Annotated in this window: 14 protein-coding genes; 6 read left to right on the top strand and 8 right to left on the bottom strand. The window is 63.1% G+C overall.

Annotation, left to right across the window (positions count from 1 at the left end; genetic code table 11):
- Positions 1–11: 11 nt before the first annotated feature.
- Both PQR54_RS23695 and PQR54_RS23690 read right to left on the bottom strand, forming a co-directional pair.
- On the bottom strand, positions 12–221 hold the full coding sequence (locus PQR54_RS23695; RefSeq protein ID WP_408249879.1) for a hypothetical protein: 210 nt from the start codon (positions 219–221) through the stop codon (positions 12–14).
- Positions 222–589: 368 nt separating this feature from the next.
- Positions 590–1,372 carry a glucose 1-dehydrogenase gene (locus PQR54_RS23690; protein ID WP_408249877.1) on the bottom strand — a complete coding sequence of 261 codons (783 nt, stop codon included), beginning with the start codon at positions 1,370–1,372 and terminating at the stop codon, positions 590–592.
- 131 nt (positions 1,373–1,503) lie between these two features.
- On the opposite strand from PQR54_RS23690, the gene PQR54_RS23685 reads away from it, so the two are divergent.
- Complete coding sequence (locus PQR54_RS23685; protein WP_408249875.1) at positions 1,504–2,412, top strand: LysR family transcriptional regulator; 909 nt, start codon at positions 1,504–1,506, stop codon at positions 2,410–2,412.
- 13 nt (positions 2,413–2,425) lie between these two features.
- Here the strand turns inward: PQR54_RS23685 and PQR54_RS23680 are convergent, their stop codons facing one another.
- The gene (locus PQR54_RS23680; protein WP_408249873.1) at positions 2,426–3,457 is read right to left on the bottom strand and encodes a sensor domain-containing diguanylate cyclase; all 1,032 of its coding nucleotides are present in this window, start codon (positions 3,455–3,457) and stop codon (positions 2,426–2,428) included.
- 236 nt (positions 3,458–3,693) lie between these two features.
- On the opposite strand from PQR54_RS23680, the gene PQR54_RS23675 reads away from it, so the two are divergent.
- Complete coding sequence (locus PQR54_RS23675) at positions 3,694–4,590, top strand: LysR family transcriptional regulator (protein WP_408249871.1); 897 nt, start codon at positions 3,694–3,696, stop codon at positions 4,588–4,590.
- Positions 4,591–4,626: 36 nt separating this feature from the next.
- Here the strand turns inward: PQR54_RS23675 and phnX are convergent, their stop codons facing one another.
- Positions 4,627–5,430, bottom strand: a complete 804-nt coding sequence (phnX, locus tag PQR54_RS23670; protein WP_408249869.1) for a phosphonoacetaldehyde hydrolase — start codon at positions 5,428–5,430, stop codon at positions 4,627–4,629.
- 54 nt (positions 5,431–5,484) lie between these two features.
- Positions 5,485–6,717: a 2-aminoethylphosphonate--pyruvate transaminase gene (locus PQR54_RS23665; protein ID WP_408249867.1), complete on the bottom strand. Its 1,233-nt coding sequence runs from the start codon at positions 6,715–6,717 to the stop codon at positions 5,485–5,487.
- A 119-nt stretch (positions 6,718–6,836) separates the two neighbouring features.
- On the opposite strand from PQR54_RS23665, the gene PQR54_RS23660 reads away from it, so the two are divergent.
- Positions 6,837–7,745: a LysR substrate-binding domain-containing protein gene (locus PQR54_RS23660; RefSeq protein WP_408249865.1), complete on the top strand. Its 909-nt coding sequence runs from the start codon at positions 6,837–6,839 to the stop codon at positions 7,743–7,745.
- Between the two features lie 108 nt (positions 7,746–7,853).
- On the opposite strand, the gene PQR54_RS23655 is transcribed toward PQR54_RS23660, so the two are convergent.
- On the bottom strand, positions 7,854–8,600 hold the full coding sequence (locus tag PQR54_RS23655; protein ID WP_134455947.1) for a glucose 1-dehydrogenase: 747 nt from the start codon (positions 8,598–8,600) through the stop codon (positions 7,854–7,856).
- A gap of 308 nt (positions 8,601–8,908) precedes the next feature.
- Positions 8,909–9,823 (bottom strand): transcriptional regulator CynR, encoded by a 915-nt coding sequence (gene cynR / locus PQR54_RS23650; protein ID WP_408249863.1) that lies wholly within the window; start codon positions 9,821–9,823, stop codon positions 8,909–8,911.
- A 123-nt stretch (positions 9,824–9,946) separates the two neighbouring features.
- Between cynR and PQR54_RS23645 the strand changes: the two genes are divergently transcribed.
- On the top strand, positions 9,947–10,606 hold the full coding sequence (locus PQR54_RS23645; protein ID WP_408249861.1) for a carbonic anhydrase: 660 nt from the start codon (positions 9,947–9,949) through the stop codon (positions 10,604–10,606).
- A gap of 51 nt (positions 10,607–10,657) precedes the next feature.
- On the top strand, positions 10,658–11,128 hold the full coding sequence (gene cynS / locus PQR54_RS23640; protein WP_408249859.1) for a cyanase: 471 nt from the start codon (positions 10,658–10,660) through the stop codon (positions 11,126–11,128).
- Positions 11,129–11,323: 195 nt separating this feature from the next.
- Here cynS and PQR54_RS23635 read toward each other — a convergent pair whose 3' ends face one another.
- A complete protein-coding gene (locus PQR54_RS23635; RefSeq protein ID WP_408249857.1) occupies positions 11,324–12,073 on the bottom strand; it encodes a sulfite exporter TauE/SafE family protein in 750 nt (249 codons plus the stop codon).
- A 152-nt stretch (positions 12,074–12,225) separates the two neighbouring features.
- Between PQR54_RS23635 and PQR54_RS23630 the strand changes: the two genes are divergently transcribed.
- Positions 12,226–13,110: a LysR family transcriptional regulator gene (locus PQR54_RS23630; RefSeq protein ID WP_408249855.1), complete on the top strand. Its 885-nt coding sequence runs from the start codon at positions 12,226–12,228 to the stop codon at positions 13,108–13,110.
- Positions 13,111–13,268 lie beyond the last annotated feature (158 nt).

Raw genomic sequence — 13,268 nt, 5'->3', positions numbered from 1 at the left:
GGCTGGCGCGACTAAGGCAGCTTGAAATTGAGCACCGCCTCCGCCGCAAGCTTGTGCTTGCGATTCCTGAGACTCTCCGCGAGCAGCTCGCGGAAGATGAGCAGCGTGTCGGTGCCGTGCTGTTCGCGAAATCCCTTCAGGACTTCAGCGATGGCGGCCTGTTGCGTCTTCGGCGTCAACGTGCTGGCAATGTACGAACTGCCGCGCGCCAACTCCATCATGTAGGTGGATCTGCAAAGCGTCTTGTCTGCCTCTCGAGCGGATTTTCGTCCGTTACGCATCGTTGTTTTTCTCGGTTGTTTTTCGTTGCGTGTGCAACCAGCGGCTCTCTCCTGCTGGCGCGGCGAAGCGTTCTTATGCTCCCGCCTGACGCAACCGTCTCCTTCTATCTGAACAGTTGAAGCTTAAGAGAACCTTATGCGTAACGGATAAAAGCTCACGCAGACGCACGCTTGAGATACGCAATCCATTAACTCGATGAATATCGGAATGTTTTGCTGAACGCGCCGTGGCCCTTGGCTCTTCACATGCAAAAAAGGCCGGAAAAACCGGCCTTTTCATATGAAGACTCGACGATTGCCTGGTAGTGCTACACCTGCGCCATGCCACCGTCGACAGCCATTTCGATCCCCGTGATGTAGCTCGCGTCGTCCGAAGCGAGGAACGAAACGGCCTTGGCGATCTCGTCCGGTTCGCCCACGCGGCCAAGCGGCGTCGTCTCGCTGGCCTGCTGGGTGAAGGCGGCGATCTGCTCGTCATTCATCCCCAGTTCGGATTTGTAGGCCGGCGTCACCACCACGCCGGGCGCCACCACGTTGACGCGAATTCCGCGGCCTTTCAGATCGGTCGCCCATGTACGCGCGAACGAGCGCAGCGCGGCCTTGGTCGCTGCATACACGCCGAAGGCCGGCATGCCCTTGCTTCCGGCGATCGAGCCCGTGATGACGATCGCGCTGCCGGGACGCATCAATGGCAAGGCTTTCTGCACCGTGAACAGCGTGCCTTTGACGTTGATGCCGAAGTACTTGTCGAACTGCGCCTCGGTGATCGCGCCGAGCGGCGAAAACTCGCCGCCGCCCGCATTCGCGAACAGAATGTCGAGCCGGTCGTGGGCGGCCTGCACGGTGTTGAACATGCGATCGAGGTCTTCGGCTGACGAGATGTCCGCGCGAATCCCGGTGGCGCCGTGGCCGATGCGCTCCACCGCGTCGTCGAGTTCGGCCTGACGCCGGCCGGTGATGTAGACCGTCGCGCCTTCCTGGGCGAAGCGCGTTGCGGCCGCAAAGCCGATGCCGCTGCTGCCGCCGGTGACCAGCACGATCTTGCCGGCGTGTTTGCGGGAATTGACGTTTTCAAGCGTGGATGTGTTCATGATCTGCTCCTAAGGGCGTGAGGTCGGTTGACCATGAAGAGAAGCTTATGTCATGCACACATAGAGATAAATAGGTATTCTGTGACTTCTTTATCCACGTACGTGGATAATCACCGGGAAATGGAGTCCGCATGGATCATTTGCAGGCCATCCGCATCTTTGCGCGTGTGGTGGAAACCGGCGGCTTCGGCCGGGCGGCGCAGTCGCTGCAGATGCCGAACGCGACGGTCAGCAAGTGGGTCAAGTCGCTCGAAGATCATCTGGGCGTGAAACTGCTCGAACGCAGCACGCGCAGCGTCAGCGTCACGACAGAGGGCACGGCGTATTACGAACGCACGCGGCATCTGCTGAGTGAACTCGACGATATCGAAGCGACCCTGGGCCGCGACCGCGCGAATCCGCGCGGCGTGCTGCGGGTCGACAGCGGCGGCTCGACCGCGAGCGGCATCCTGATTCCCGCGCTGCCCGAATTTTGCGCGCGTTACCCGGACATTCAGGTGCGCTTGAGCGTCACGGACCGGACCGCCGATCTGATCGCGGAGAACATCGACTGCGCGATTCGCAGCACGGCGGACGACCCCAATCTGGTCACGCACGCTATCGGCACGCTGCGTTGGACCACGTGCGCGAGCCCGGCCTATCTGGCCGAACATGGCACACCGCTGCATCCGCGCGAGATCGTCGATGACCGGCACGCGGTGGCCGGCTATTTTTCAGCGAGCAGCGGACTCGTGCAGCCCCTGCATTTCCTCAAGGACGGCGAGCGTATCGTGCTCGACAAGGTCCGCAATACGGTGATGGTGAGCGAGAGCAATGCGCATCTGGCCACCGCGCTGGCGGGACTCGGCATCGTTCACACGCTGGATTTCATGGTGCGGCCGGCCGTGGAGCGCGGCGAGCTCGTGCCGATTCTCACGGACTGGCGGCCGGACCCGCTGCAGGTCTATCTCGCCTATCCGCCGAGCCGCCGTTACAGCACCAAAGTTCGCGTGTTCGCCGACTGGGTGAGCCAGCTCTACGCGGAGCTTGAGACTGCCTGAACGCACAGGCGCGCTATGCCATCGTCACCTGGTTTCGACCGCCATGTTTCGATCGATACAGCGCGCGATCCGCGCTCGCGAAACCCTCGCGATGCGCCGGCCGGGAAGTCTCGCTGATGCGCGTCAACGACGCGCCCACGCTCACCGTCACCCTGCCGAGCGGCGACGCGCGATGCTCGATTGCCAGATCCACCACGCCCTGACGCAGCGTGTCGAGCGTGTCTTCGAGCGCCGCATGCTCCGCGTGCAGCACCAGCAGGCCGAACTCCTCACCGCCCATGCGCCCGACGATGATGCGTTCGCCGTCGGCCGCGGCCTGCATCACCGAGGCTACCTTGCGCAGGCACTGATCGCCCGCCTGATGGCCGTAGGTGTCGTTGTATTGCTTGAACCAGTCCACGTCGACCACGACCGATCCCATCACGTCGCCGTCCTGCGCCTCTTTCCAGCGGCGCGTGATGCTCTCCAGCAGGAAACGGCGGTTGTACAGCTGCGTCAGCGGATCGATCGCGGTGGCCGTGCGCATCTTCAGGTCGTTCTCGATCATCGCGCGCAGGTGATAGAACACGCCGCGCTGGCCCGCGTCGAGACGGCCGGGCGCCGGGTCCATCGCGCACAACGCGCCGACGATCTCGCCATTGGGCGCGCGCAGCGCGATCGCCGCGTAGAAACGCACGAACGGATGCCGCTGCACCAGCATGCATTCGCCGAAGCGGGTGTCGTCGTGCGCATCCTCGATGACGAACAGCTCGGCGTCGCGCACCGCATAGTCGGCGAGCGAACGGGCCCGTGTGACGAGCGGCATCGCCATGCCGACCTCGGCGCGGTAATGCTGGTACTCCTCGTCGAGCAGCGTGATCGCGGTGATTGCCGCGCCGGTCACGCTCTTGAGAATTTCCGCCGCGTGGGTGAAGCATTCGCGCATCACCTGATCGTCGTGCAACAGCCATTCAATCACCGACGACTCCACCTCGGGTTCACCGGCGGCGGACGAATCGAACTGCATGCGGCTGGACAGACGGTCGTTATTGAAGGCGAGTTGCACGGCTGGGTCCCAGAATGTGATTAGCTCGTGTCAACGGCACAATCACGCGAAACTTGAGGCACTGTGAAAGCTTGTCCGCGCGCAAGCCACGCATGCAGGAGCGGATGAGCGCGCAGCGTCAGGAAGTACAATTCACCCGCCGGACGCGCGGCGCCTAGGTTTGCTCAAGAAACAGGCAGCGCGTCCTTTTCAACAGACAATTGCCCACGCTCTCGCCGCGCGTATCTCGCATTCTCATGATCAATCTCTTTCAGGCCATGCAGGCGTTCGTCAAGGTCGCCGACGCGGGCAGCTTCGCGCAGGCCGCGGAGCAACTCGGCGTCTCGACCTCGGTGGTCACGCGCCACGTGTCGAGCCTTGAAAAGCATCTCGGCATTCGCCTGTTCCAGCGCACCACGCGCAAGGTCGTGCTGACCGAAGCCGGCGCCGAATATGCCGACGGCTGCCGCTTGCTGATGGCCGAGCTCGAAGAAGTCGAATCGCGCGCCACCACCGCGTCGAAGGAAGTCGCGGGCGATCTGCGCATCGTGGCGCTGGGCAGCTTTTCGCTATTTCGCCTCACGCCGCTGTTCGCGGAGTATCAGGCCAAGTTTCCGCGGGTGAATCTGCGCGTCACGTTGACGGAAAAGCGTGTCGATCTGCTCGAAGGCGGTTTTGACGTGGGGATCGTGACCGAGCATATGATCCGCTCGGAGTCGCTGGTGGTGCGCCGCCTGATCAACTCGCACGCGGTGCCGGTGGCGTCGGCTGCTTACCTCGCGCAGGCCGGTCATCCGAAAACGCCCGCTGATCTCGCGCGGCACCGCGTGATCACCGCGCCGCTCGATACGAGCCCGCAGACCTGGGTTTTCGACAACGGCGAAGGCGGCGAAGACAGCATCGCGCTCGATGCGTCGTTCACCGTCAACAGCATGATCATGCAGAAACAGGCGGCGCTCGGCGCGATGGGCATTGCGCTGCTGCCGCTGGAGATGGTCGATGACGAATTGCGCGCGGGCACGCTGATGCGGATTCTCGAGGATCACGCCGTGCTCAACGGCGACGTGGCGGTGTCGCTCGTGTATCCGAGCCGGGAGTTCGTGCCGCGCAAGATCCGGGAGTTTATCGATCTGGCGGTGGGGTTTTTCGAGTAATGCCTTAGAGAGAGGCGTTTGAGGCCTCTCTTCCGATCAAGGCCGCTCGCCTCGCGCCAGCCGCGCCTCGATGTCGTACACCACCGGCATCAGATCCGCGACGCTGTCGATCACATAGTGCGCGCCCGCCGCCTGCAGCTTCTCGATCGCCGCCTTGCGACGCCATGCGAACTCATCGGGCGCCAGCGCCTTGACGTCGTCTTCGGCCATGCCGAAAGCGTTGCCGCTCACCGCGACGCCGACCGCCCACGTGCCGCCGTTGATGCCCTCTTCGATGCCGACTTCGGTGTCGTCGACCTTGATCGCATCCTTCGCGCGCCACACGCCCAATTCCGGCAACGTCTTGTAGATCATGTACGGCGACGGCCGTCCTTCCGGCGTATCGCCGGTGCACACGATGCTGTCCGGCGAGAACCCCTGCGCGGCCGCGCCCGGCACGATCTCGGCCATGATCTCGCGCGTATAGCCGGTGGTCGTGCCGATCCGGATGTCGTCGCTGCGCAGCGCGCTCGCCACGTCGGCCACGCCGGGAATCACCGAGCTGTAGCTCGCCGCCACGGCGATGTTCTTCGGCACGAACACGTCGTATACGGCGTCGATATCCGCTTCGCCCGGCGCGTGGCCGTACTTGTCGACCCAAGCTTGCGCGACGCGCGGCAACGCCATCAGCGCCGCGATATGCGGACGCTTGGCCATGCCCATCGGGCCGCGCGCTTCATCGATCGTGATCGACACACCGAACTGTTCGAAGGTCTCCACAAAGGCGCCCATCGGCGCCAGCGAACCGTAATCGACCACGGTGCCGGCCCAATCGAAAATCACTGCTTTTACGTGTTTCATTTACTTCGATCCCAAGGAATTTCTTAAGCTCGCGCGGTGCGCATGAGCTGTGCTTCAAGCCGCGTCGGCCAATCTCTTGCGCTCGTCGAGCGCGGCCGCCGGCGGGGCGGCGTGCTCGACGCCCATCGTCCTGAGCGCGTTGCCGCACGCCGCCACGACGCGGCGCATCACGTGCTCGTCCACCTGACCGATGCAGCCGATCCGGAAACTGTCCACCACCGTCAATTTGCCCGGATAGATGATGAAACCCTGCTGCTTCATCAATTCATAGAAGCGCTCGAATTTGAACGACGGATGCGCCGGCGCGAAGAACGTCACGATGATCGGCGAGCGCCAGCGCGCGTTCAGCAGCGGTTCGAAGCCGAGTTCGTGCATGCCGGCCACCAGCAGGTCGCGATTGTTCGCGTAGCGCGCGAGACGTCCCGGCTGCCCGCCTTCGAGCTTGTGCAGGCGCAGCGCCTCGATAAACGCGGCGACCGTGTGCGTGGGCGGCGTGAAACGCCACTGGCCGGTGCGGTTCATCACGTCCCATTGATCGTGGACGTCGAGCGCGAGTGAGTGACTGCGGCCCTTCGCTTCCTGCAGCGCACTCTTGCGGGCGATCACGAAGCCGAAACCCGGCACGCCCTCGATACATTTATTCGCCGACGACACGAAGGCCTCGCAGGCAATCTCGCGCACGTTAAGCGGCACCGCGCCGAAGGCGCTCATCGAATCGATCAGCAGCTTGCGGCCCTTCTTCGCGGTGGCGGCGGCGATTTCCTCGAGCGGGTTCAGAATGCCCGAGCTGGTTTCGCAGTGCACGGCGACCACGTGCGTGATGCGCGGATCGGCGTCCAGCATGTGCTCGATTTCAGCGCCGCGCGGCGGCAGGTAGTCGCCCTTGTCGAGCAAGGTGAAGGCGCGGCCGAGATAACCGAGCGTGGTCGCGATGCGCTTGCCGTACGCGCCGTTGGCCAGCACGAGCGCATGACCGTCACGCGGGATGAGGCTGCCGAGCATCGCTTCGACGCAATAGCTGCCGCTGCCTTGCAGCGGCACGCAGTCGTAGTCGCCCGCCGTGTCGCCGGCAATCTCCAGCAGGCTGCTGCGCAACAGCGCGGTCATCGCGCGGAAATCGCCGTCCCACGAACCCCAGTCGCGCAGCATCGCTTCCTTGGTCGAGAACGCCGTAGTCAGCGGCCCGGGCGTCAACAGATACGGCTCGCCCCTGGCCGGCGCCACGCACGTTACGGCGGAATATCCCGCGGCGTTCACGGCGGGGGAACGGTCGATCACGCTGTCCATGTTCGGAATCTCCGATATCGCTGGTTTGGTGACTTACACAGTACAGAAACGCGAGGCATCGGTAAAATCGATATAATCGATGCAGGTATCGCAATAACTTATAGGATAGCGAGGCACACGTGCAATACGCGCAATTGCGGGCGTTTCATGCGGTCGCGGAACATGGCGGGTTTTCCAAAGCGGCGCAGGCGCTCTCGCTCACGCAGCCGGCCGTGTCGGATCACGTGCGGCGGCTGGAACAGGATTACGGCGTCAAACTGTTCGAACGCGGGCCGCGCGGCGTCGAGACCACCGAACTCGGCCTGCGCCTCTTCAGCGTGACGCGGCAGATGCTCAGTTGCGAACGCGACGCGCGGCAACTGCTCGAATCAGCAGGCGGGCTCGAATCCGGCTCGCTGTCGCTGGCCGCTGATGCGCCCGATCTGGCGGTCGCGCTGATCGGCGCGTTTCGCAAGCTGCATCCTGGCATCGTCGTGACGCTGTCCATCGCCAACGCCGCGGATTGCATGCAGCGCGTGCTCTCGAGCGTCGTCGACGCGGCCATTACCGCCGCGCCGCAAGTGCACAGCCGGCTGGAGGCGCGCGTATTGCGGCGCGATCCGCTGGTGGCGATGGTGCCGGCGAGCTATCCGGTGGCGAAGAAACGCAAGCTGAGCTACGCCGAACTGGTGCAGCAGCCGATGATTTTCCGCGAGTCGCAATCCGTCACGCAGCAGTTGCTCGAGATCGAACTGGTGCGCGAATCGCTGCAAGTGGAACCAGTGATGTACGTGGACGGCCGCGAGGCGCTCGAAGAAGCAGTCGCGCAAGGCATGGGTGTCGGGGTCATCGCGCGCGCCGAATTCAACGAATCGCGGCGAATCAGGATGATTCCGCTCCAGGACTGCCGGGTGCAGATGATCGAATCGCTGACGCGGCTCGCCGAGCGGCCGGGGTCGAATCTGCTGGACGCGTTGTTCGCGGTCGAGTTGGGGAAACCGGCGGCGGCATTAAACGACAAGCCAGCTCCCGCTGCACCGGCCGAATGAAACGACAAGCCGCCCGGCAGGCGATGCCTGCGGGCGGCTTTTCTTTCTCGTGTTGCATTTGCGGCGTGGCGTCATGCGGCCACGCCACATCCCTTCACGCCGAACCGCTTAACGCGATCCGCCGCTAGCGATCAGGCTTTCACCAGTCAGCCAGCGTGCGTCGTCGGAAGCGAGGAAGGCGACTACATCGGCGATATCGTCCGGCTGGCCGATACGGCCGAGCGGCGTCGTGCTGACGGCCCACGTTTCGAAGTCCGAGCCGAGGATGCCGCCGGTGTGCGTGCCTTCGGTTGCGACCATGCCCGGATTCACCGAATTGACGCGAATCTTGCGCGGGCCAAGCTCACGTGCCAGCACGCCGGTGATACCGTCGACGGCGCCCTTGGTGGCGGTATAGACCGCGCTGCCCGGCGGCGTGATACGGCTCACGACCGAACTGATATTGACGATGCTCGCGCCTTCGCCGAGATGCTTGACAGCGGCCTGCGTGGTCAATAGCAGACCCAGCACGTTCACGTTGAAGTGCTTATGGAAATGCTCTTCGGTGATCTCTTCGATCGGCGCGAATTCGTACACGCCCGAATTGTTGACGAGAATGTCGAGACGGCCATACGTTTCCACCGCCGTATCGATGATGCCTTGCGCGTCCGCTGCTTTGGACACGTCGCCTGCAACGGCCACGGCCTTGCCACCGGCAGCGGTGATCGCCTCGACCACGCTGTCCGCGCCGGCCTTGCTCGACGCGTAGTTCACCACCACCGAAGCGCCTTGCGCGGCCAATGCCTTGGCAATTGCCGCGCCGATACCTTTCGATGCACCGGTTACGACTGCCACTTTACCTGTGAGCTTGCTCATGATCGATTCCTATAGATGGGATTGGCGCCGACGCTGTCGCGAAGATTCGCGCGTTGCGGTGGAAATGCACTGGCGCTGACACTGGTGACAATGTAGGCACGTCGGCCGCGCGGATAAAGCGGCTGAAGGCGAATAGATACGTCGGTTGAGACGAACAATCGGAAGACAGGTGACGCGGATGGCCCGAAGGCTCGATGCGACCAGCGGTGTCACCCGCCAGTGCGAATGGGAAAGCACGAGTAAGCACGCACATAAGAGCGAACAGTACTTCCCCCTGTCAGTGTAGGCGGTCCGAAGCGTCGGCGTTTCTATAAAACAGTCTTGGTGCGCCGTCCGCCCGTGTCAGCCGCACGCTCCTCCATCGCGAGCTCCATGAACGCCCGCGTTGCCGCGTTCCGGTACGCGCCCTTGCGCAGTAGCAGCGCAGCCGTACGCTGCGGCAGAGCCGGCTCCAACTGCACGAGAAACAGTTCGTTCTGCTCGCGCGCGATCGCCGCCGGCAGCAGCGTGGCGAGTGCACTGCGGCGCACGATCTGGACGACCGCGCCAATTGAGTTCACCTCCATCGCGATGCGCGGCGACACACCATGCAGCTTGCAATATCGATCGATGTACTGGCGCGTTGCGAACTCTTCGTTGAGCAGAACGAGCGCTTCGTTCTGGAACTGGCTCAGCTTCAACGCGGAACGACGCTTCGCGTACGGATGCGCCTTGCCGACCACCATCGCCAGCGCTTCGACAAATAGTGTTTGCGTCTCGATGTCCGGCGTGTTCGTGTCGTCGAATGCGATGCCGACGTCGAGCGCGTCTTCGTTCAGCAAGGCTTCCATCCGGTCCTGCGGCATTTCGAGGATGTTCAGCGTGATGTTCGGATAGCGGCGGTTGTACTTGTCCAGAAGCGGGCCGATCAGGTAGGCCGTGAAGGTCGGTGTCATCGCGAGACGCAGCGAACCGCGGCTCAACTCCTCCACGTCGTGAATCGCCCGCTTGCCCGCCTCGAGGTCCTGCAGCGCGCGCTGAGCGTAGTGCACATAGGCGGTGCCGGCATCGGTCAGCTGGATCGTGCGGCCGGACCGGTCGAGCAATTGCACCCGCAAGGTGTCTTCCAGCTGCTTGATCTGTTGCGACAGCGTCGGCTGCGACACGTGCAGCGCTTCGGCCGCGCGCGTGAAATTGCGGTGCTCGGCGACTGCAAGAAAGTAACGGATGTGCCTGAGTAGCATGACGTCCTCTTGACCTATTGGTGTTTCCTATCGAGAGAATAATAAACCGGTCTTGGACGCTATAGCTTGATCGGCGCATTGTTCATCCATCGATTCCCCACGAACAACCTGATGGAGCGAAACATGCAAGACATCATCGACGGCTTCCTGAAGTTTCAGCGCGACGCCTTTCCGCAGCGCTCCGAGCTATTCAGGAAGCTGGCCACCACCCAGAACCCGCGCACCTTGTTCATTTCGTGCTCAGACAGCCGGCTCGTGCCGGAACTCGTCACGCAGCGCGAACCAGGCGATCTGTTCGTGATCCGCAACGCGGGCAACATCGTGCCCTCGTACGGTCCGGAGCCGGGCGGCGTGACCGCCACGGTCGAGTACGCAGTCGCCGCGCTCGGCGTCACCGATGTGGTGATCTGCGGTCATTCCGACTGCGGCGCGATGACGGCCATCGCGAGTTGCAAATGCATGGACCATATGCCCGCCGTGCGCAACTGGCTGCATTACGCGGACTCCGCGAAAGTCGTCAACGAGGCGCGCGAGCACAAGAGCGAACGCGACCGGGTCGACTCCATGGTCCGCGAAAACGTGATCGCGCAGCTCGCTAACATCAAGACTCATCCTTCCGTCCGGCTCGCCCTCGAACAGGGGCATCTCGCGCTGCACGGCTGGGTGTACGACATCGAAAGCGGCTCGATCGATGCGCTCGACGGCTCGACGAACCGCTTCGTTTCTCTCGCGGATCATCCGCATACGTGTGCCACCCCGGCTCGACTCGACGTCGCGGCCTGACCGCACTTACTTTCCACTTACTTTCTTTACTTACGAACGAGGAAATTCATCATGACGCAGTCCCAATACAGCCAGGCCCCGCGTGAAGCGCTGACCGACGCGATCATCGACGCCAAGGTTCGCAAGAATCTGACGTTCGAGCAGATCAACGAAGGCACCGGTCTGAGTCTTGCATTCGTCACCGCCGCGCTGCTCGGCCAGCATCCGCTGCCGGCGAATGCCGCGAAAGTCGTGGCCGATAAGCTCGAACTCGGCGAAGATGCGGTGCGCCTGCTGCAAACCATCCCGTTACGCGGCAGCATTCCGGGCGGCGTGCCGACCGATCCGACCATCTACCGGTTCTACGAAATGGTGCAGATCTACGGTTCGACGCTGAAGGCGCTGGTGCACGAGCAGTTCGGCGACGGCATTATCAGCGCGATCAACTTCAAGCTCGACATCAAGAAGGTCGACGATCCGGAAGGCGGTCAGCGTGCCGTGATCACGCTCGACGGAAAGTATCTGCCGACCAAACCGTTCTGAGCTGGCAGCGGAGTCGTTCAATCAGGAACGGCTCCGTCAAAGCCGTTTACGCTGCTTACCACGCAATGAATTCAGCACTTACGCAGCAACGCGATTTGCGCGGCTACGCTGGCCAGCACTGCCAGCGCGCCGAGTGTATCCAGAATAACGTGCAACACGATATCGCTCCTTCCACATTCGTTTCGCCATTGCCGATTAAACGAATGCTCGTGCCATTAATTGAATACCCAGTCCGAGCAGACAGATAAAGAACCAGCGTCTGAACGTGTCCGCGCCGATGCGTCCGCGCACGCGCTGGCCGATCCACATGCCGAGCAGCGCCGGCACCACGGCGAATGACGATTCGCCCAGATCGCCGGCGGCAAACGCGTGCTCTCTGGCGAGGCCGATTGCCAGCGCGATCGTCGACACCGTGAACGACAAGCCGAGCGCCTGCACCAGATCCTCTTTCTTCAACGCGAGCCCCTGCAGATACGGTACTGCCGGCACGACGAACACGCCAGTGCCGCCGGTGACGACACCCGTCACCGCGCCGATCGCCGGCGACAACCAGCGCTCGTGCCGCGCCGGCACTGAAAAGCGCCACGCCAGCAAACCGGCCACGGCGTAGAGCGTCAACGCGGCGCCGAGTCCGACCACGGCCCATTCGCCGCCTCCGCCCGCGATGAACGACGCGGCCGCGACCGTGCCGGCGACGATGCCGAGCATCATCGGCCACAAACGTTTGAGCAGCACCCGCACGCTCGGCCCCGCGAAAAGTTGCCAGACGTTCGTCACGAACGACGGCAACAGCAGCATGGCGGCGGCCTGCGCCGGCAGCATCAGCGTGCCGAGCACGCCCATGGCGACGGTCGGCAGTCCCATGCCGGTCACCCCCTTGACGAAGCCGGCGACAACGAAAGTCGCGGCGACCACGCCCGCACGCATCGCAAACGAAGAGATCATTGGGAGCTTGTTATTGAAGTGATGCCGGCAATTTTCAATCGCCGCAAGGCGGGCCACAATGCGTAAGATACTTACCGTGACTTAGGCTGGGGCTAAGGCTGTGACCCTCGCTGAATCCCACCCGCTTCCACACACATAACGATCCGTCTTCCATGCGCTTCGACCTCATCGACCTACGCCTCTTTCTGCATATCCTCGAAACCGGCAGCATCACCCACGGCGCGGCGCGCGCGAACATGTCGCTGCCGTCGGCGAGCGCGCGGTTGCGCGGCATGGAAGACGCGCTCGGCATGCCGCTGCTCGAACGCGGACGGCGCGGCGTCGAATCCACGCCGACCGGCGACACGCTCGCGCATCACGCGCGGCTCGTGCTCGGGCAGATCGAACGCATGCAGGGCGAACTGGGCGAGCATCAGGAAGGCCGCAAAGCGTGCATACGGCTGTGGACCAACACAGCGGCCATCACCGAGTTCCTGCCCTCCGCGATCGGCCTGTTTTTGCGCGATCACCCCAACGTGCAGATCGATCTGAAGGAGCGTCAAAGCAGCGAAACGGTCAAGGCCGTGCTGACCGGCGCGGCCGAAATCGGCATCATCTCCGACGCGGTCGATCACGGCGCATTGCAGACCTACCCCTTCGCCATCGACAAACTCGTGCTGATCACGAGCCGCGACGATCCGCTTGCCGCACTGCGCCGCACCACGCTCGCGGAAGTGGCGGACAGGGAATTCATCGGACTGAGCGCGGACAGCGCATTGCAGGCCTACCTCGGCGAGCGCTCGCTGCTGGCCGGCCAGCCGCTCAGCTTCCGCACCCACGTACGGACGTTCGACGCCATCTGCTGCATGGTCGAACAAGGCGCCGGCGTCGGTATCGTGCCGGCCACCGCGGCGAAACGCTATCGCGGCACGCCCGGCATCCGCACGATCGAGCTGACCGATAGCTGGGCCGCGCGCCAGTTGCTGATCTGCATGCGCGATCTGAACGCGATGCCGCGGCCGGAAAAGGCGCTGGTGCGGCATCTGGCGGGGATCTGAATGTTGCGTTTGGCATGCCTGCGCTGCACTATTATCAGTCCAGTTTATCTAACTGCCTATTTTTAATCGATTTGCCTGATTTAGCACGGTTTCTTATCCTTGACGCACAACCGCATGCGGCTCGATGCATGCGCCGTCCGCCACTTTTTTGCCGGCAA

Source organism: Paraburkholderia phytofirmans, assembly GCF_046028095.1.
Taxonomy (GTDB): Bacteria; Pseudomonadota; Gammaproteobacteria; order Burkholderiales; family Burkholderiaceae; genus Paraburkholderia; species Paraburkholderia phytofirmans_A.
Note: the sequence above shows the minus strand (reverse complement) of the source record. Positions and strands in the feature narration are given on the sequence as shown.

Excerpts from the sequence above, each read along its gene's own strand:
- PQR54_RS23695 (WP_408249879.1), bottom strand. The coding sequence starts at position 221 with ATGATGGAGTTGGCGCGCGGCAGTTCGTACATTGCCAGCACGTTGACG.
- PQR54_RS23690 (WP_408249877.1), bottom strand. The coding sequence starts at position 1,372 with ATGAACACATCCACGCTTGAAAACGTCAATTCCCGCAAACACGCCGGC.
- PQR54_RS23685 (WP_408249875.1), top strand. The coding sequence starts at position 1,504 with ATGGATCATTTGCAGGCCATCCGCATCTTTGCGCGTGTGGTGGAAACC.
- PQR54_RS23675 (WP_408249871.1), top strand. The coding sequence starts at position 3,694 with ATGATCAATCTCTTTCAGGCCATGCAGGCGTTCGTCAAGGTCGCCGAC.
- phnX (WP_408249869.1), bottom strand. The coding sequence starts at position 5,430 with ATGAAACACGTAAAAGCAGTGATTTTCGATTGGGCCGGCACCGTGGTC.
- PQR54_RS23665 (WP_408249867.1), bottom strand. The coding sequence starts at position 6,717 with ATGGACAGCGTGATCGACCGTTCCCCCGCCGTGAACGCCGCGGGATAT.
- PQR54_RS23655 (WP_134455947.1), bottom strand. The coding sequence starts at position 8,600 with ATGAGCAAGCTCACAGGTAAAGTGGCAGTCGTAACCGGTGCATCGAAA.
- cynR (WP_408249863.1), bottom strand. The coding sequence starts at position 9,823 with ATGCTACTCAGGCACATCCGTTACTTTCTTGCAGTCGCCGAGCACCGC.
- PQR54_RS23645 (WP_408249861.1), top strand. The coding sequence starts at position 9,947 with ATGCAAGACATCATCGACGGCTTCCTGAAGTTTCAGCGCGACGCCTTT.
- cynS (WP_408249859.1), top strand. The coding sequence starts at position 10,658 with ATGACGCAGTCCCAATACAGCCAGGCCCCGCGTGAAGCGCTGACCGAC.
- PQR54_RS23635 (WP_408249857.1), bottom strand. The coding sequence starts at position 12,073 with ATGATCTCTTCGTTTGCGATGCGTGCGGGCGTGGTCGCCGCGACTTTC.
- PQR54_RS23630 (WP_408249855.1), top strand. The coding sequence starts at position 12,226 with ATGCGCTTCGACCTCATCGACCTACGCCTCTTTCTGCATATCCTCGAA.